Here is a 19,553-nt window from a genome sequence, read left to right as displayed (position 1 = left end):
GATTAAAAAGAACTAAACGGAAAACTTTCTGACGTTTAAGAATACAAATATAAAATATATGGAGTAATTTATTAAATAAGCAATATTTGCACCGGAAACACCATATAACTTGACTAAAAAGTATGCTAGCAATACAAACTTAAGAGAAAAAATTATTTCTGTTGAAATAAACCATTTCGTAGCCCCCCTTGACAACATTGGATATGCATATAACCAAGCTAAAATTTTAACCACATCACCAGTTAATTGTATTGCAAACAAATCTCGTGCTGCTTCAAACTCTTCAGTAAATAATAGCCATATAGCGACATCTCTTAATAAATATACGCCAAGGGCCATAATACAAACAATAGGGAAAATTATTTTGACTGTATGATGTATCTCTTTAACTATTGAATCCACACCAACTAAGGATGATAACTTGGGTAAATAGTAGGTACCTAAAGCTAGGGTGATGACACTGAGATAAACTTCTGATATTTTCCAAACAGCTTGCCAGTGGCCAGTTGACTCCCATCCCACTTCTGCAACTAAGATATTCCTAACCAGAATTAATGATACAGGAAAGGTCAACGCAGTCGTTATCGCCATTAGCGTATAGTTACCTATGGATTTGCGCGCTGTAACACTTGTGGTCCCCCACCAATACCGTAATTTAAACCAAGGTTGGCGTAAATTGGCACATAACATCACTAAACCAATCAATGCTGATTGCAATGCCGCTGCGAGCAGTGCACCTTTTATATTTGCGTAAAATATCATTCCTAACATCAATGCAGCCGATATAACTGCCGAGAGCATGCCTAAACCAACATAGCGACGATAGTTTTGCTGACCATTGATGACTGAATTACAAAGTGTCCCAATAGCGGATAAGGGTAGAACACAAACCGTAACAGTAATAATCCAAGAAAGTGTTACATCTTGAAATAATAAAATAGCTAAATAATCAGATAGCAATAACGCTACTGGAATAGTAATCCCAGCTAGTATCAAAATCCATTGCAATGAAGCTTTCCACCAAGGAGAACATGCTTCATAACCTTCAGCTTGTTTCTCTGCGGTAAAGCGAACTACCCCATTGGCAGCAGGAGCATTGATTAATCCATTGAGAACCGCCACAACCCCTTGTACCTGCCCTAACATAGCTAAACCTGTAGGGCCGGTGTAAACGGCCACTACTTTAGCTATTACAAAGCCCATTACCATTTTTAGAAGAGTTAGTAACCCTGTCATGGCAGTGACTTTTAGAAGACGTCTCATGCATTAAAGCCATTTACAGCTTCAATAACAGCATCGACTGACTCATCGCACATTGTTGGATCTAACGGTAGTGATACGACTTGATTATGAATTAGTTCAGTTATTGGTAAACATTGCAATGCCATATCAGCATAGGCTTTTTGTTGATGTGGAGGAATTGGGTAATGAATTAATGTTTGGACACCTGAATTAATTAAGTGCTGCTGTAATTGGTCTCGTTTATTACAACGGACCACAAAGAGATGCCAAACATGTGAAAGCGACTCTTTAAACTCAGGTAAAATAATTAGTTCATTTTTTATTCCTGACAAATAACGTTGAGCAATTTGCTGACGGCGTAACGTTTCTGAAGGTAAAAAATTCAATTTCACTCTCAACATAGCAGCTTGAATTTCATCTAAACGGCTATTCAAACCTTGATACAAATTCTCATATTTTTTATGTGAACCATAATTACGCAATGCCTTTAACGTTTGTGCTAATTCGTCATCATTGGTTGTTATAGCACCAGCATCACCAAGTGCACCCAAATTTTTTCCAGGATAAAAACTAAATCCAGCTGCATGCCCCCAATTACCACATTTTTGACCGTTTATTTCAGCGCCATGAGATTGTGCACAATCTTCGAGAACCAATAAATCATGCTCTCCTGCAATAGACATCAGCTCTGCCATAGGTGAAATTAATCCGTATAAATGCACGGGTAAAATAGCTTTAGTATTAGGTGTGATAGCTGCACGAACTAAGTCAGGATCAAGATTGAATGTAGCAGGATTAGGTTCAACTAATACAGGAACTAAATTATTTTCTGTTATCGCTAAAATCGAAGCGATATAGGTATTAGCTTGTACGATCACTTCATCGCCTGATTTCAACTTGCCTAACTCTTTCCATGCACGCAATGTTAAGATTAAAGCATCTAGCCCGTTTGCTACTCCGATGGCATGTTTGACACCACAGAAACCAGCAAACTCACTCTCAAACTGAGTTAATTCATTTCCCATAATATACCAGCCCGAATCGATAACTCGAGCACAAGCTTGTTTCAGCTCATCAGCGTATTGACCATTAATTGATTTTAAATCTAGAAAAGGGATCATTATTTTTGGCTCATTTGTGTAAACGTTGAATAGTCGCGAATGTAATCATCTGCATCATAGTAATGAGAAGCAAAAACAAGGAGTACGGCATCTTTTGAATACTTATATTGAACACCCCATGTCATCGCTGGTAAATATATTCCTTTATCAATACTATCTAATATATATTCTTCTCTATTTTTGCCATCATCAACTAAAACACTGCAGCTGCCGCTAACACAGATTAAAAACTGCTGACATTCTTTATGAGCATGTTCGCCCCTGACTTCTTTATTAGGCACACCGAACACTGTGAAATATCGTTTAGGAGTAAATGGAATTTCCTTCTCAAATTCTCCAACGGATAAATTACCTCTTAAGTCATTCACCAAATGAAATTTATGTAGTGATACACCGTTAACTTTTGATTCTTGATATTTCAATCCAAAGTTATTACTCGGAATAATTGTCTCTGCACTTGTTGCTACATAACCAGTAATTTTAGCCGGATTTCCCATTACAATGGCGTTATCTGGAATATTTCTAGTTACCACAGAACCTGCACCAACCATAGAATTTTCACCTATGGTGATACCAGGTAAAATGGTTGCATTAGCTCCAATTGATGAACCTTTCTTAACGACTGTTTTCAAGTATGCATCAGGATAGACTTTAGATCTTGGACGCTTATCATTGGTAAAGGTTACATTGGGTCCAATGAACACATTATCTTCAACATGTATCCCATCCCAAATCTGTACACCAGACTTTATGGTTACATTATCACCAATAATTACATCATTTTCGATTAATGAATTTGCACAAACGTTACAATTACTGCCTATAACTGCACCTGGTAACACAACACAAAACTGCCAAACATTAGTATTATTACCAATATTTTTAGACTGGACATCCGCTAATTTATGGATCATTTTTCCACCTGACTCTATAATTGATTTAAACGTATAGCTAAGTTTTCATCTTTATTTGAAAGCACAGGTTTATCGACTAAAGGCCAATTAATATTTAACTCTTTGTCATCCCAGCTAATACTGACTTCTGCTTTTGGATTATAATAATCTGTACATTTATATACGAATTCTGCTTCATCACTTGTCACATAGAAACCATGAGCAAATCCCTCTGGCACCCATAATTGACGTTTATTTTCTGCGGACAGATATACACCTACCCATTGACCAAATGTTGGAGACTCTTTGCGTATATCTACCGCAACGTCAAATACTTCACCAGAGACGACACGAACTAATTTACCTTGGGTATTTTCAGTTTGGTAATGCAAACCTCTTAAAATACCTTGCTTGGACTTAGAGTGATTATCCTGTACGAACTTTGTCGGTTTACCAGTTACGAGTTCCTCAAATTTTTGTTGATTCCAGGTCTCCATAAAGAAGCCACGCTCATCTCCAAAAACGGCAGATTCAATTATTTTTACGTCAAGGATTGTCGTATCGATTACTTTCATTTATGAATACTCTTCAATTCGCACTAACGCTACTTGCCAATCACTTTGCTTAATACCAAATGCATTTTGAATTTTGTCACAATTTAAACGTGAGTTTGCAGGGCGTTTAGCTGGAGTTGGATAGTCTAGTGTTGTGATTGGTTTAACTTTAATAGGCTGGAGAATAACATCTTTATCCATTGCTATTTCAAATATTTTTTCAGCAAAAGTATGCCAACTTACATGGGGGAAACCAGAAAAATGATACACGCCATAAGCATTACTCTCGCGCGAAATCTGCTTTGAAATTGCGAGTATCGCGTTGGCTATATCACCCGCATAAGTAGGGCCACCAAATTGATCAGCAACCACACTTAAAGACTCTCTCGTTTTAGCGAGGCGTAGCATGGTTTTAACGAAGTTATTACCGTGTTCACCGAAGACCCATGCTGTTCTTAAAATAATATGTTTGGGACAAGCGTGAGCTACTGCGTGTTCTCCTGCTAACTTACTACGACCGTATTCACCTTGAGGTGCAGTCACATCAGACTCAGTATAGCTTTCAGCGCTATCGCCATCGAAGACATAATCTGTTGAAATATGAATGATAGTAGCATTGATTCTATTTGCCGCATGCGCAAGATTTTTGGGACCATCATTATTGATAGCGTTGGCTAATTCACATTCTTGTTCAGCTTTATCTACAGCGGTATAAGCTGCTGCATTAATGATTATATCAGGTTGAAACTCTGTAACTATTTTATTGACCTGAACTGGGTCGGTGATATCAAGCTCTTCACGCTCTAATGCTAAAAATGTAAGCTCAGTCTGTGCTTCGAGTAGATCAACTAAACAACTACCTACTTGGCCATTTTTACCCGCTATTAATATTTTCATACTTAAACTCCGTTAGCTAAACGATCCAAGTATTGACCATAGCTGTTCTTCATCATTGGCTTGGCCAATTCAGCGAGCTGTTCAGAGCTTAACCAACCATTACGCCACGCGATTTCTTCTAGGCAAGCTACTTTTAGGCCTTGCACATGTTCTATGGTTTGTACAAAAGAAGACGCTTCATGCAAACTTTCATGGGTACCAGTATCTAGCCACGCAAAACCGCGACCGAGTATCTCTACATTTAAGTTACCTTGGTTCAAATACATTTCATTTAATGTGGTAATTTCTAACTCGCCGCGGTGTGACGGCTTTACTAGTTTTGCCATTTCAACAACACTGTTGTCGTAGAAATATAAACCAGTAACAGCATAATTTGATTTTGGCTTGGTTGGCTTTTCTTCTATTGAAATTGCTTTCATATCTTTATCAAACTCAACCACACCAAACCTTTCTGGATCTTTGACTTGATAGCCAAATACTGTGGCACCGTTTTCACGATTAACCGCATTCTTCAATGTTTTACTAAAAGACTGGCCATAAAAAATATTATCACCTAAGACCAAACACACACTGTCTTTACCGATAAATTCTTCACCGATCAAAAATGCTTGTGCTAGGCCATCTGGTGAAGGTTGTATTGCGTACGTTAAATTGATCCCAAAATCAGAACCATCGCCTAATAAACGTTTAAAACCTTCATTGTCTTCTGGCGTAGTAATAATCAATATATCGCGAATGCCTGCAAGCATTAATGTTGACATTGGATAGTAGATCATTGGTTTGTCATATACTGGCAATAACTGTTTAGATACACCTCTTGTCAGTGGGTATAAACGAGTTCCTGAACCGCCTGCTAAAATAATTCCTTTCATAAATCCTCAATCGTTTTACGTTATACATGCCAAATATTAAACATTTACTATCATGAATTAATGCCTAAACGCTCACGTTGATAGCTACCATCTTGTACATGTTGACACCATGTCTCGTTAGTCAAATACCATTCGATGGTTTTGCGCAAACCCGTTTCAAATGTTTCTTCTGGTTGCCAGTTAAGTTCATTGCTCATTTTGCTCGAGTCAATCGCATAACGACGATCATGACCTGGTCGGTCGGTGACATAAGTTATTTGCTCAGCGTATAAAGTGTCTTTAGGCACTAGAGTGTCCAAAATACTGCAAATGGTTTTGACCACTTCAATATTTTGTTTCTCGTTGTGACCACCGATATTATATGTTTCCCCGATTTTTCCTTCTGTAACCACTTTGTATAAGGCACGGGCATGGTCTTCAACATAGAGCCAATCACGAATTTGATCACCTTTACCATAAATAGGTAAGCTCTTACCTTCTAGTGCATTAAGAATAACCAATGGAATAAGCTTTTCTGGGAAGTGGTAAGGGCCGTAATTATTTGAGCAGTTAGTCACAATGGTGGGTAAACCGTATGTTCGTAACCACGATCTGACCAGATGATCACTTGATGCTTTAGACGCTGAATAAGGGCTACTTGGCGCATATGGGGTTGTTTCTGTAAATAGAGTTAACTCTTCTTTGCTTTGAACCTCATCAGGGTGAGGTAAATCACCATAGACTTCATCTGTAGAGATGTGATGAAAGCGAAATGCTTTCTTGGCATCTACAGTCAGAGTATTCCAATACTCTCTCGTGGCTTCTAACAAGGTATAAGTTCCTACAATGTTAGTTTGAATAAAATCAGATGGTCCGGTAATTGAACGATCAACGTGGGATTCAGCCGCGAGGTGCATCACTGCATTTGGTTGGTGTAGCTTAAAGACGCGGTCTAATTCAGCACGTTCACAAATATCAACTTGTTCGAAAACATATCGTTCATTTAATTCGATACTCACCAATGATTCAAGATTACCGGCATAGGTCAATTTATCAACGTTGATGACGCTATCTTGGGTATTATTGATAATATGACGAACTACTGCTGAGCCGATAAAGCCGGCACCACCTGTGACTAAAATTTTCATTTTTATGTTTCCGAATATTTTTAACAGCCTGAATATTGATTTAACTCAGGCAAGATGGATTGAAAATCTACAACATTTAATCTCAGCATTTTAAACCACGCTGAGACACTTATAATCTATTTTGAGACAGGTCAATATTAGCTATCCTTTGTAGAAACTAGGCTTTACTGTTTTTCAGCTTCGCTGTTATCTTTAAGCAGTGTTAATAGGCTCTTATAAACAGTTAGATTCCGGCTCAAAAGCTTTGCCGAATTGACGACGAAGTTAACCTTCTTTTCTAACAAAATATCTAATTAATACCAACATTATAGCCAGCATCCCACCGAGCATTGTGCCTAACACAACGATCAATGCACGCTTGGGTTTTGCTTTTTCTTCAGGCACTAATGCTGGGTCGATGGTTTTAAATACATATTCATCTCGAACCTCGGCAAACATAATCGTTTTAGCCTGTTCTTCGACCAATTTATATAAAATGGTGCGGATATCAGCTACATTAGTTTTTTCAATTTGGGATTCTAAAAAAGCAATGCTCCGTTTGGCTTCTGTTACATCCCGGTTTTTCATGACTTTATTAATGTCAGCAACTAACCAGTTTACCCATTGCTGAGCAATATCAGGGGACAAATGCTCAATTGATACAGTAACCATACCTGTATCTTTTGAAGTATTAACCGTCATGATTTTATTGAATTTTTTATACGCTTCCTGCATAGAAGGTTCTGGCTGAAAAGGCGCTTGTACTTGGCGAACCCACTTTTTTTCTGAATAATTATATAATTCGTCATCGTAACTAACCGTGTTATCGGCCATATTCCATTTTTTAGCCGCGATTAAGTCAGGTAAAAGATTGTGTTTTTGAATAAAATTACTGGCGAATTGGCGTGATTGCATCACCTCAATGGCCATTTGGGTTTTATCAACACCTCCCTTACCACTTAGGTTGATGCCGGCCATTGAGGCTAAACCTCCGAATTGCCCCGCTAGTGCAGCTAAACCACCACCACCTTGTTCTGTATCAGCTGGGGCTAATAAAGCCTCTGATTTATAGATGTTGGGTTGGTTTATAGCAAGTATTGCAGCGCCAACAGCAAAAACAAAAGTAATGGCAATAATTATCCACTTGCCTTGCCAAATGACTGAGAATAATTCTCGAAGGTCTATTTCATCAGAATTATTCTGCTGTGAATTTGCTGAAAAATTTGCGTCGGTATAGTTATGTATTTCTGTCGACATTAATGAATTATCTCTTTAAATGATTAAAAATTAACAGTGATAACTGTTGTAACAGAGTTACTGAAAGTAATGATTAGCACACTCAGCTAATCATTACTCTGTTGATTATGATGTAAAATTACAGCCCAGAAATAGCGGATACAGCTACAGCAGTGTTATAGAGAATACCGGTAATTTGCGTCCAAAGAGTTAAGTTATCTTTATATTCGGTGTCTAACGGCATTATTACCGTGTCACCTGGTGATATCTCTGTTTCACTTGCAAACCAAGCACTGTTGCTTGGTAAAGTAACCGAACCATCGGCTTTGATAATATAAATGCGGTCTTCATCTGCGCGTTCGCGTGGGCCACCTGACAATGAAAGATATTGTTCAAGGGTGTAACCCGATTTAAACCTGTGTGTTGATGGATGCTGAACTTCACCCATTACTGCAATGGTTTGTTTTATAGCTGGGATATAAAGCACGTCGGCATCTTCTAACTGTAAGTCGGCTTCATCTATACCTAAGCTAATAGCATTTAAATCGACCACTAAACGCCCTACTGCTTTTATATTTTCTAAATCAGTAAGCATCAATTGAGCGTCAGCATAATTAACTTGAATGCCGTCTTTAGAAATGCCCCGACTGGCTATGTCACGGCGTAATTGATTGGCCAGTTTTTTGATTTCTAACTCTTCTTGTTGCCTTACTGATTCACGCACAAATACAGACGCATTTCGCGCTGCATATTCAGTAAAACCACCGGCACGTTCAAGCAGTTTGGCTAATGTTTCGCCTCGGCCGATATTATAAACACCTGGGAACTTAACTTCGCCACGAAGCTCAACGCTTTTACTTTCTTGCCAGTCTGGGATAGTTTGAATAGTCAATGCATCACGACTTTGCAAGGCAAAATTAGCGGTCTGGTCCCCCATAAGAGCTGATGCGACATCAACACTTAGATGCATAATACCTGAACCATTATCATTAATTTGTGTTCTGGTTAATTCAGCATTCTCAAGGTATGCACCTTCGGTTAAGCCACCCGCGGCTTTAATTAAGTCACTCACGGTTAGGTTGTCACTTAGGGGATACAAACCTGGGTGTCGAACCTTACCTGCTGCGGCAACAACTTTAACATTAGAGTGACCATTACCTTGTTGGTAAAGTTTACTAATAATCGGGTAAAGTAACTCAGCTCTGCTCATTGCATAGCTGACTTTAATGAGTTCAATATCGTCAAATAAGTTAGCTAACATTTGTGATACTTCATTCTTTACCGCATTCTGCTCTTGCGACGAATCAGTGTCTCTAATGATGACGCCACCAATGTTTGTTTTAGCTGTTTTTTTATTACCCGAAAAATCCAATGACGCAAAGCCTGATTGGAAAAGATCATTGCCCAGTAGTGAATCACCTTTTAACGCGGCAACTGCTTCAACTCTTTGCTTAACTAGCTTATTTAATTCAAAACGGTTTTGTGTAGAATCATCATAATTGAATACGAGAATTTTATCGCGAGGTGATAAAACCAGATTGTCAGTTAAGGTTTCGCCAGTAATTGCGGAACCGAGGGAGAATTGCAATACATTGATATCACCGTACTTGTTTACTTCACGAATCACTAGGGCGTAGTTTAAATCGGCACTAGGCGCTAAATCACCCCATACACTCGGTAATACATCGGCAATGGTTATCCCTTCTCGCCATTGATATTTACCAGGACGAACCACTGCACCGGCTAGTGTAATGGTGTTTTCAAATTGACTAGATGAATTTTTAACTCGAATAAAATCGCCATTTTTAGCTAATAAGGTTTGGTCTTTAGCTGAGGTTAAATCAAGGTTAATAATACTTTTTAAGCCGTTACTATTAAAACGTTCTAAACTGGTGGCTTTAGGGTACGCAGCTGCTTTTACGCCTGCTGCCATAGTAACGATATCTGAAATGGTTTCATTAGGCGCTATTTCATAAATTGCAGGTCTTCTCACTTCACCGGTTACACTGACTAATCCACCAACCGCAGGAATAAAAACAACATCACCTGAACGTAGGTTTATATCACCAGATGCATCACCTCGTAATAGTAGATCATACAAATCGAATTTACCGACTAATCGACCATTTCGTTTGACTTGAATATTTCTTAAACTGCCTATTTCGTTAATACCACCAGCAACAAATAATGCTTGGGTAATGGTTGATAAACTAGAAACAGTATAAGAGCCAGGTTTATAAGCATCGCCAGCAACAAAAATACGAATAGAACGAAGCTCGCCCATGCTGATATTAGATTCAATACCAATCATTTGTTGCTTAATTCGCTCGCTAATTGAATCTCTAGCGGCTGAAAAGCTCATGCCATTAAGTTGTATAGGGCCAAGTGAAGGAAACTGAAGATTACCATCACGACCAACGGTTAAACTATATTCTTGATTTTCTTTACCATACAATTGAACATTAATGACATCTCCTGGGCCTATCATATATTCACTTGGCACAGGAACATCTGACACTGGTGCAAATGTTGTCGGTTCTCCCGCAAACATTTCATAACCAAATCTTGTTAGCTCATTACGCTGGCTGTCTCGTTTAAAGTCATATTCAGAGTCTGATTTTTTTGCAGCTGAAGAGTCTGGGTTACTGGTTCTCTCATTTACCACCTGAGGGTTTTCAATTTTTGGTGCAGCGCTACTGCCTCCTCCAAAAGAAGATGGATCAATACCGTATTGTTTCGCAATTCTTGCCTGCTCTGATTTAGGCAGCTGTTTAAATTGCTCAATCATTTGTGGTGATGGAGTAACCGCTTGTACTGGCATGGTTAATATAATAAAGGCAGATAAGCCTGCAATGAACAATGTTTTGGTTTTATGAAACACCAGGTATCTCCAATATTATTAATAAAATTAGGGTTAATTTGATAACAGCCTATAGCGAACTAGGCGACCGACGATAAGGCTTATGTACTTGGCAAATTGCCAAATTTTCAAAATATATATACTGCTGTTTGTAGCGATTAACACAGTATGCTTTGCTAACCTTGCTAACGTTCTTTGTAGCGACCGAGAAGCTATGCTTTGCTACCGTTCTTTGTAGCGACCGAGAAGCCATGCTTTGCTACCGTTCCGCGTGGCGACCGAGAAGCCATGCTTTGCTACCGTTCCGCGTGGCGACCGAGACGGTCTTCGGCGTTAGCTAAAAGACAGAAACTTTTCTGTCTGTTGTCTTTCAGACACGCTACCGCCCTTAGATTGCGGCTTCTATTGTGCCCTTCGCATTGCGAAACATCTAATTTTTTGATTAAATATTTATTAGTTCAAACTGAACCAATGTAAAATTTGGTGCGTATTATAACTTAAGTGTGTTGTTAAATATGTAGAAAAATCAATCAGTCGGAATTAAAAAAACATTTTATAAAACTTATAAAGTCATACAAGTAACTTTAACATCAAAAAAAACCAATAAATATTTGATATAAAACATTAAAAACCATCAAATCCTTAATGTTTATCTGCGGTTAAAATTTATAAACATAAGCTGCTATAGTCAATGTCTTACAAGGTTGTCAGTATATCTCTATTGTGTCGACTAACTTATAATCAACTCGATTAATTAACAATCATTACCTGCTGCACTTTTTTTGATTGCTTGTTCATCAATTAAAATACGCTTTTGTTGACCCATTATATTGAACAATACGTAACAGCGCTTCTCTGCATTTCGCTCTTCAAAAATGGCTTCTAGGTCAATAAAAGGTCCTTCAGTAAAGGTAACTTTATCGCCTTTTATTAAGCCTTTTTCCAGCTCAGGCACAAAAGCATTAACGCGCCGTTTAATGCCACTAATTAATCTATCATCTATAGGTGTCATCACTTCTTTGCAGCCGATAATACGACTGACACCGCGAGTTGAGTGAATTTTACTCACGCTGAATTCAGTAGGGTCAAAATGGATAAACAGGTAATTAGGAAATAACGGTACGTCGACCATTTTGGTGATTGATTTTGATTTTTTTGATTCTTTAATCATTGGTAAATAGCTTTCAATTTGTTGAAGCGCTAAATTCTGTTGTGCACGTAATTCCTCACGCGGTTTACAATACAAAAGATACCAAGATTTCATCATGACTCACTTACAAATGAAGGGTGAATTTCCTTATCACGGTTAGGAATTTTATCAAATGGGTGAGAGTGGGTAAAGATAAACAGCACAGAATGATAGATGACACTGACTTATGTTTATGGTCGTTCATGTTTAGTGTTAGTTATTTTATTCTGATATTTACGAAATGCTGACTTTTAAACAATAAAGCGCTGCCCAAAAGGGAAGCGCTTTAAGAATCTATATCAGTTTTATACTACTTTTCTGCTTTTGGCGGGTAAGCTGACATTACATGTCCAATGGCATTGTTGATAATCTCTACACGCTCTTGTGGCGTATTTTGATCGCGTATGGTGTCTTCAACACTACCACGCCATACAAGTTTCCCCGTTTTATTATCAATTAAATCAATTATTAACGTTCCGACTTCATATTCACGCACCGTGGTTTGAGTGTGCATTGAACCACTCCATCCCCAACCTGGTCCATAATATGGGTTATAGCCAAAGTTGTTGTTAAACGTATCGACATTAATCTTTTTGTCTACTTTGGTCAGGTAGTTAACTAATAAATCCGCATCAGCTGCGACTTTAGTTAACCCTTTAGCTGCCATTTGACTATCGACGGCATCTCTCACTCGCTGATCAAGTAATCCATCTAAGTGATAACCTTTGTCTTCTTCTTTGGCTGCAACCCAAGTGAATGTTTTATATTGGTCAAATGACACTGCTGGGTCAAAATCAGTATTGGTTTTTAATGTGCTACATGCACTTAAGGCTAATACTGCTATCGCTAAAACTAACTTTTTCATACAAACTCCAAAAACATTTAAATAATCACCAGCTTATAGACAGTTAAATGATTGTCAAGTTCATCATTTAATCAATAAATTAAATACTATTGAGGGTAACGAAAGGTCTGATTTAAAAATACGATGAAGCCGATTAGTCTCCGAATTGATTTTCAAAGTAACTTTCGACAATCAGTACCGCAGAAACTGCATCAATTTGCCCTTTTGATAGTGCTTTAAATCCACCAAGTTCAAACAATCTGGCTTTGGCATCTGCCGTTGTTAAGCGCTCATCTTGAGTCGCTACTTTTATACCAAAGCGCCCATTAATGCGGTTAGCAAACTTACGTGCCCGCTGGGTCATTTCTTGCTCTGTACCATCCATATTTAACGGTAATCCTACCACCACTAGATCTGGTTGCCATTCGGTTATCAACTTACCAATATCGTCCCAATTGGGAATGCCATCAACCGCTTTAATCGACATTAATGGACTGGCACTGGCGGTTATAGCTTGGCCGATTGCGATACCAATACTTTTGGTGCCATAGTCAAAACCTAATATGGTTTGAGGTTGCATGATGTTCCTTCAGGTAGATAATGTAGACTTGGCATAGTGTCTAGTGTCGTATTTTTGTCTCAAGCATGGCCTACCTGAGATGAAATTTGCCACATATCAAAGCCCAATTGTTTAGAGGCGATATCCCACAGATGCTCAGGGTCTTTGGTATACAACAATTCTGGAGTTGCTTTAATGGTTAACCAGGTATTGTTTGCTAATTCTTGCTCTAATTGATCTTTTCCCCAACCAGCATAACCTAATGCGACGACGTAATCTGCGGGCGATTTTTTGAGTACCAATGGCTGATAATACATCGCGTGATGTCGTCAGCATGCAATAATCAGTTACCTGATGGCTATTAATCCAATCAGGCTGTGGACTATGAAGCACAAAGCCACGATCTGGTGACACTGGGCCGCCGGATAATACTTGAGAATTAATATAGAAAGCCGACTCAGGTGAAGGATTAAGTCCCATTTGCTCTAGTAAGTCTTCAAGCTCAAGACCAATTGGGCGATTCACGACCAACCCCATTGCGCCTTTTTCATCATGTTCACAAATGTAGATAACACTTCGCTCAAAAAATGTCTCTTCAAGCGATGGCATAGCAATTAATAGATAACCTTGTAAACAGTCACCTTGAAGACGGCTTTTTTTGGCAATACTGACTTCTGAACCATCCATAATAACTTCCTTTGCTTGAATACCTAGCCCTAATACTTACTTATTGAAACAGAGTGTACAAGTATATAAACCAATACTTTATTTAATAATCGTTTGATATTAATTATCTTTGGATATTAGGGGCTTAATGTTTAAGGGGTTATCCACCGGCTAGCTTCACCGTGTAACCCATTTTTTCTAATAGGGTTTTCAATTGTTCACGGTTATCTGTTTGAACCTCGATATCAAAGTCTTTTACAGTACCGCCACAACCACACTGTTTTTTTAGTTTCTGCGCTAAGGCTTTAAGTTCAGTTTGATCTAAACCTAGGCCCTTTAGCACACTCACCCCTTTGCCTTTACGGCCTTTAGTATCTTTATGGATCCGAACTATGCCGTCACCATCGGGTACTGCTTCTACTTCTTTTTCAGGTTCAATACGGCCTTTATCGGTACTGAATACTAATCTTATATTAGGATCTATTTTCATAATTTATGTGTGCTTTTTTACAATAGATTTAGTCTATCAAATTGAGATAGATGAGGCGAGAAAGTAAATTTTTATGCTGTGTTAATGGTGTTTAGTTGAAACAAAAGCAGATCCCCGACAGAAGCACTCGGGGATGACACATGGGAAGCATTCATGATGATGCTTCTAACGTCATCCCGGCAATGCTTGTGGGCCGGGATCTGTTTCTAACAATAAGGTTTTACAATGTTAGCCATCATTTGAAGACGCACGGGAAACATTCATGATGATGCATTGGAAACATTGAAAATGACGCATTGAAAGCATTGAAGATGATGGATTGGAAGTATGCAGGCTTACGAAATGATGATTGGAAACAATGGTTTTAGTCTATGAAATTGAGATAGACGAGGCGAGAAAGTACATTTTTAATGCTGTATTAATGGCATTAACTGTATTAAAAGCAGATCCCCGACAAAAGCACTCGGGGATGACGCATGGGAAGCATGTAGGCTGACGAAAGACTTTATACGTCATGCTGACAATGCTTATATACGTCATCCCGGCAATGCTTGTGGGCCGGGATCTGTTTCTAACAATAAGGTTTTACAATGTTAGCCATCATTTGAATATGGTCGTCATTATCATTTAAACATTCAATATATCTGAAGTCTGTGCCACCAGCGCCTTCAAATACGTGACGATTTTCCCCTTGAATTTCTTCTAAGGTTTCTAAACAGTCAGCGCTAAATGCAGGGCAAATAACAGCAATATTATTAATGCCTTTAGCAGGTAAAGCTTCAATGGTGACGTCAGTATATGGCTGTAACCACTTTGCTTTACCGAAACGAGATTGGAAAGTAACGACGTAATCGTCTTCCGTTAAGCCTAATTTCTCAACCACTAAACGGCTGGTTTTCATACAAAAACAATAGTAAGGGTCGCCTAGATGTAAATTACGTTCCGGCATACCGTGATAGGACAGCACTAATTTTTGCGGTTTGCCATGCTTAGCAAAATCTTGCTCAATTGAATTAGCCAGTGCTGAGATTAAATCAGGATGATCATGATAGGTATTAATAAAGTGTAATGCGGGTAAGTAGCGCCATTTGCATAACTCTTTGGCGATTGCATCAAATGCCGAAGCCGTTGTTGGCGCGGCATATTGAGGATAAAGCGGTAATACCACTAAATTATCAATTCCTTGCTTGTGCATTTTTTGCAAAGTTGAAGCGACGGAGGGTGAACCGTATCGCATGGCTAGGTGTACGCTAGCATCAATTCCGCTGGAAGCTAATAACTTATCGAGCTTAGCCTGCTGTTGTTGACTTATAGCCAGCAGCGGAGAGCCATTCTCAGTCCAAATTTGCTTATATAAAGCGGCAGATTTTGCTGGACGAACGCGTAATATAATACCGTGAAGGATCATCATCCATACTAGTTTAGGGATTTCGACTACACGAGGATCGGCCAAGAACTCTGCCAAATAACGTCTAACGGCTGAGGTGGTAGGCGCGTCAGGCGTACCTAGGTTAAGCAACAATACGCCTGTTTTACCGCGAGCACTGTGCCCTGTCTCTTTATCTAACCCTGAAAATCGCGCCAAAGCTCGCTCCTAGTATAATGAACTGATGAATATATTTATTTATGACAAGAGGATATTTGGAAAATATCCTCTTGTCTCAATTTTTTATTAAAAATGCGACTGAAATTAAATAATTAAATAATTAAATACTTAGTTGCTTGTCGATAGCTTTTTTAAGCTCTTCACTATCTGGTTTTACGCGCGAGTTAAACTGGGTCACAGTTTCACCGTCAGCCGAAACTAAATATTTGTAAAAGTTCCACTTTGGCGCCGTGCTTTTCTGGTTTAAGTGCTGAAAGACTGAGTTGGCATCGTTACCACGCACTGGCGAGGTGGCAACCATAGTGAATGTCACACCATAATTGATAAAACAGACATCGGCAGTTTTGGCTTCATCTTTTTCTTCTTGGAAAAAATCATCAGATGGAAAACCAATAACAACTAACCCTTTGTCTTTATATTGTTTGTGTAAGGCTTCAAGCCCTTCAAATTGTGAGGTAAAGCCACAGTTTGAAGCCGTGTTGACTATTAACACTGTTTTACCTTGGGTGAGCTCACACAAGTTGACGTTATCGTCTGAATGCAGTTTACGCGCTTCTACATTTAGGTAATCAGGGCAACTTGCTGCACTGGCATTAGCACTGAAAAATGTCATACCGATAGTAAGAGCCACTAGTGATGTGGCAACCAATGAAAGCTTCGCTATAGAAGGAAGCGTTTTTGAAGACATTTGCGATAAACCTGACATAAGACATCCTTATTGAATTAATGAATACGTTAAGCTGCTAATATTTAACTAAATCTACTGATATCTAGCTTTACTAAAAACTGACTTTTAAAACCTGAATTTTAGAAAATGGCTAGTTAGCTAGTAAGCACTAACTGAGTAAGTGCTTGTGACGATTAAATCAATATTATCAGCACAATTTTACAGCCCAGAATATGTCTCATGTATACGGTTATACTGCTGACTTAGATCACTAGTTTGAAATCATTGATATAGCGAAATTAACTCTTGTACATCGGTAAGTCTGAGCCTAATTAAAAATAAAACCCGACATTAATGTTTAGTCGAGAATGCCACGAGGTATCACCATTATCAATGCCAACACCGTCGCCGCCAACAAAGTACATATTTTTACCCGCTATCCAGTCAAGATACGAATAAAATTTACCGGCGCTAATGGCACAACCGGTGACATTTTGAGCCGAATCAGCAAGCCCGCTACCCGATGCAAGTACCGTACTATAATCGTTATAACAGTTAATATTTGAAATAGTCCCCCAATCGACATCGATAGATTTTGATAGGTTAGCGGTTACTACATCAGCTTGTGCCGCTATTTCAAATGGGTATGAAAATGCCGATAATGCGATACGATTACCATACTTAACATCATAATTGTAATGTAAATACTGCAATTGAAGTTGCCAGGTTTGCCAATCTACTTGCCAATGCACTGCTCCGGCAAATGTGCTGATGTCATCTGTATTAGGTGTATTGCCATCAATGCCCTCTACCCCGTTAACGCTAGTAACATAATCGAGTTGACCATATTGAATAGAACTACCAATCTTTTGGCTAAAACTATTTTGGCTTATCTCATATTCAACTCGGGCATTTAATTGGCCAGATTCTTGATAAGGTGATTGTTCTGTGGTTGCTACATCGAATGAATAGCGATCAAAGCGACTACCTTTGCCGTACTCATCATTGGCGAAATAAGCTAAATCAACACGCAAATTATCACGCTGTTATTGATAATGTAACCCGGCATCGTAATCATCTTCAAAACCTATGTAGTATGTCGCACCAAACCAAAAAGAATGCGCGGCGTAAGGCAATAGTCCAAATGGCACTTGCGTAACTCCCACCTGTACTGATTGCGCCTCATCAAATTGATAACCCATATACGCATGGTGGATGACATCCATATCTTGGTACCAACGATATTGAGCTGACGCAAACAAGCCATCATCTGAATTGTAATTCACATCGGCGCGAAATAACTCAAACTCTAATTTTGCGTTATTGTCATAATCTTTCCAGCCGTAATTAACGCGAACTGCGCCACCAATATCTAACTCATCAGTGACCTCAACGGCTTGAGGCTGAAAGGATAAAATAGCGAGCAATAATGGTGATAATTTCTTGAGAGAAGACATGAAATGATCCTTACGGTGGTGTTAACGTGATGAAAGTAAATCCCCATTTGAACAGTTGTAAAGTGACAGCTTAATTATTGATGGCAAAGGTACAGAAAAAGGGCAACTATTATAACAAAAAAGCCGCAACGATTGTTGCGGCTTAATCATAAATAGCACAAAGCGTTAATTAACTTGGCTTAATCCATGTCTAATGTCACACCTTCTAAAAAGCCTGAATTAGAAGAGTCATTGGTTTTAAGCTTAATCATTAAGCGCAAATCATTAGGAGAATCTGCGTGATGTAATGCATCGGCGTAACTAATTTCACCTTCAGAGTACAAACCAAGTAAGGCCTGATCAAATGTTTGCATACCCTGCTCATTCGATTTAGCCATGGTTTCTTTAAGTAAGTGCAGTTCATTTTTTGCAATCAAACTACCGATACGCGGTGTATTGATAAGGATTTCAATTGCCGCACGGCGACCAGAACCATCAGATTTAGCAATAAGCTGTTGAGCAACAATGCCGCGTAAGTTAAGCGATAAATCGAATAATAACTGAGCATGCTTACTTTCTGGCACTAAATGCATAATTCGATCAAGTGCTTGGTTGGCGTTGTTGGCATGCAAGGTTGCCATACATAAGTGACCCGTTTCAGCGAACGATAATGCAAACTCCATGGTTTCTTGGGTACGAATTTCACCAATCAAAATAACATCGGGTGCCTGGCGTAAAGAGCTTTTAAGTGCCGCATCAAAAGACACGGTATCAATACCCACCTCTCTTTGAGTCACGATACTTTTACGGTGGTTATGCACAAATTCGACCGGGTCTTCAATGGTTAAAATATGTCCCCGAGCATGGGCGTTACGATAACCCACTAACGCGGCTAGCGATGTTGACTTACCCGTACCCGTGCCACCGACCATAATTATTAAGCCGCGCTTGCTCATCACTAAATCTTTAAGAATTGGCGGTAACTTTAAGTCGTCGACTTCAGGAATCGTGGTTTCAATGCGGCGCATAACACAGCCTGCTGAGTCACGCTGCCAAAATGCACTCACACGAAAACGCCCTAAGCCCGATACAGCATAGGCAAAGTTACATTCGCGAGACTCTTTAAACTCTTTTTTCTGCACATCAGTCATTAAAGATTCAACAAACTCTAATGACTGGGCAGGAGTGAGTTTTTGTTCTGACAGTGGATGTAACTCACCATCAATTTTGGCACTTGGTGGAAACATCGCTGTGATAAATAAATCAGAAGCTTTTTTTCAACCATAGTGGCTAAAAAAGGGCGAACATCCATTGT

17 protein-coding genes and 2 pseudogenes are annotated in these 19,553 nt (G+C 39.0%); all 19 read right to left on the bottom strand.

Annotated features, from left to right (window positions below):
• Positions 1-12: 12 nt before the first annotated feature.
• A complete protein-coding gene (locus ACRWQM_RS04850; protein WP_434931429.1) occupies positions 13-1,263 on the bottom strand; it encodes an O-antigen translocase in 1,251 nt (416 codons plus the stop codon).
• On the bottom strand, positions 1,260-2,363 hold the full coding sequence (locus ACRWQM_RS04845) for a DegT/DnrJ/EryC1/StrS family aminotransferase (RefSeq protein ID WP_434931428.1): 1,104 nt from the start codon (positions 2,361-2,363) through the stop codon (positions 1,260-1,262). Before ACRWQM_RS04845 ends, ACRWQM_RS04850 begins: the two co-directional genes overlap by 4 nt.
• A complete protein-coding gene (locus ACRWQM_RS04840; RefSeq protein ID WP_434931427.1) occupies positions 2,363-3,277 on the bottom strand; it encodes a WxcM-like domain-containing protein in 915 nt (304 codons plus the stop codon). The genes ACRWQM_RS04845 and ACRWQM_RS04840 overlap by 1 nt, the downstream gene beginning before the upstream one ends.
• 14 nt (positions 3,278-3,291) lie before the next feature.
• A complete protein-coding gene (rfbC, locus tag ACRWQM_RS04835; protein WP_434931426.1) occupies positions 3,292-3,831 on the bottom strand; it encodes a dTDP-4-dehydrorhamnose 3,5-epimerase in 540 nt (179 codons plus the stop codon).
• Entirely contained in the window at positions 3,832-4,707 is an 876-nt protein-coding gene (gene rfbD / locus ACRWQM_RS04830) for a dTDP-4-dehydrorhamnose reductase (protein WP_434931425.1), read from the bottom strand.
• A gap of 2 nt (positions 4,708-4,709) precedes the next feature.
• A complete protein-coding gene (gene rfbA, locus ACRWQM_RS04825; RefSeq protein WP_434931424.1) occupies positions 4,710-5,579 on the bottom strand; it encodes a glucose-1-phosphate thymidylyltransferase RfbA in 870 nt (289 codons plus the stop codon).
• 50 nt (positions 5,580-5,629) lie between these two features.
• The gene (rfbB, locus tag ACRWQM_RS04820; protein ID WP_434931423.1) at positions 5,630-6,706 is read right to left on the bottom strand and encodes a dTDP-glucose 4,6-dehydratase; all 1,077 of its coding nucleotides are present in this window, start codon (positions 6,704-6,706) and stop codon (positions 5,630-5,632) included.
• Positions 6,707-6,970: 264 nt separating this feature from the next.
• On the bottom strand, positions 6,971-7,942 hold the full coding sequence (locus tag ACRWQM_RS04815) for a Wzz/FepE/Etk N-terminal domain-containing protein (RefSeq protein WP_434931422.1): 972 nt from the start codon (positions 7,940-7,942) through the stop codon (positions 6,971-6,973).
• 118 nt (positions 7,943-8,060) lie between these two features.
• Positions 8,061-10,802, bottom strand: a complete 2,742-nt coding sequence (locus tag ACRWQM_RS04810; RefSeq protein ID WP_434931421.1) for an SLBB domain-containing protein — start codon at positions 10,800-10,802, stop codon at positions 8,061-8,063.
• 733 nt (positions 10,803-11,535) lie between these two features.
• On the bottom strand, positions 11,536-12,045 hold the full coding sequence (rfaH, locus tag ACRWQM_RS04805) for a transcription/translation regulatory transformer protein RfaH (RefSeq protein ID WP_434931981.1): 510 nt from the start codon (positions 12,043-12,045) through the stop codon (positions 11,536-11,538).
• A 235-nt stretch (positions 12,046-12,280) separates the two neighbouring features.
• Positions 12,281-12,835, bottom strand: a complete 555-nt coding sequence (locus ACRWQM_RS04800) for a DUF4136 domain-containing protein (protein ID WP_434931420.1) — start codon at positions 12,833-12,835, stop codon at positions 12,281-12,283.
• Between the two features lie 133 nt (positions 12,836-12,968).
• Positions 12,969-13,394, bottom strand: a complete 426-nt coding sequence (gene ruvX / locus ACRWQM_RS04795; protein ID WP_434926814.1) for a Holliday junction resolvase RuvX — start codon at positions 13,392-13,394, stop codon at positions 12,969-12,971.
• A 59-nt stretch (positions 13,395-13,453) separates the two neighbouring features.
• Positions 13,454-14,060: pseudogene (locus tag ACRWQM_RS04790) on the bottom strand (YqgE/AlgH family protein).
• A gap of 139 nt (positions 14,061-14,199) precedes the next feature.
• Positions 14,200-14,529, bottom strand: a complete 330-nt coding sequence (gene yciH, locus ACRWQM_RS04785) for a stress response translation initiation inhibitor YciH (protein WP_226414092.1) — start codon at positions 14,527-14,529, stop codon at positions 14,200-14,202.
• Between the two features lie 571 nt (positions 14,530-15,100).
• Positions 15,101-16,114 carry a ferrochelatase gene (gene hemH, locus ACRWQM_RS04780; protein ID WP_434931419.1) on the bottom strand — a complete coding sequence of 338 codons (1,014 nt, stop codon included), beginning with the start codon at positions 16,112-16,114 and terminating at the stop codon, positions 15,101-15,103.
• Positions 16,115-16,235: 121 nt separating this feature from the next.
• Entirely contained in the window at positions 16,236-16,748 is a 513-nt protein-coding gene (locus ACRWQM_RS04775; protein ID WP_434931980.1) for a glutathione peroxidase, read from the bottom strand.
• A gap of 386 nt (positions 16,749-17,134) precedes the next feature.
• Entirely contained in the window at positions 17,135-17,836 is a 702-nt protein-coding gene (locus tag ACRWQM_RS04770) for a hypothetical protein (RefSeq protein WP_434931418.1), read from the bottom strand.
• A gap of 12 nt (positions 17,837-17,848) precedes the next feature.
• Positions 17,849-18,259, bottom strand: coding sequence for a hypothetical protein (locus tag ACRWQM_RS04765; protein ID WP_434931417.1), 411 nt, complete (start codon positions 18,257-18,259; stop codon positions 17,849-17,851).
• Positions 18,260-18,438: 179 nt separating this feature from the next.
• Positions 18,439-19,550 (bottom strand): annotated as a pseudogene (locus ACRWQM_RS04760) (PilT/PilU family type 4a pilus ATPase).
• Positions 19,551-19,553 lie beyond the last annotated feature (3 nt).

Origin of the sequence: Shewanella sp. HL-SH5 (assembly GCF_051163755.1) — a bacterium.
GTDB lineage: Bacteria > Pseudomonadota > Gammaproteobacteria > Enterobacterales > Shewanellaceae > Shewanella > Shewanella glacialimarina.
Note: the sequence above shows the minus strand (reverse complement) of the source record. Positions and strands in the feature narration are given on the sequence as shown.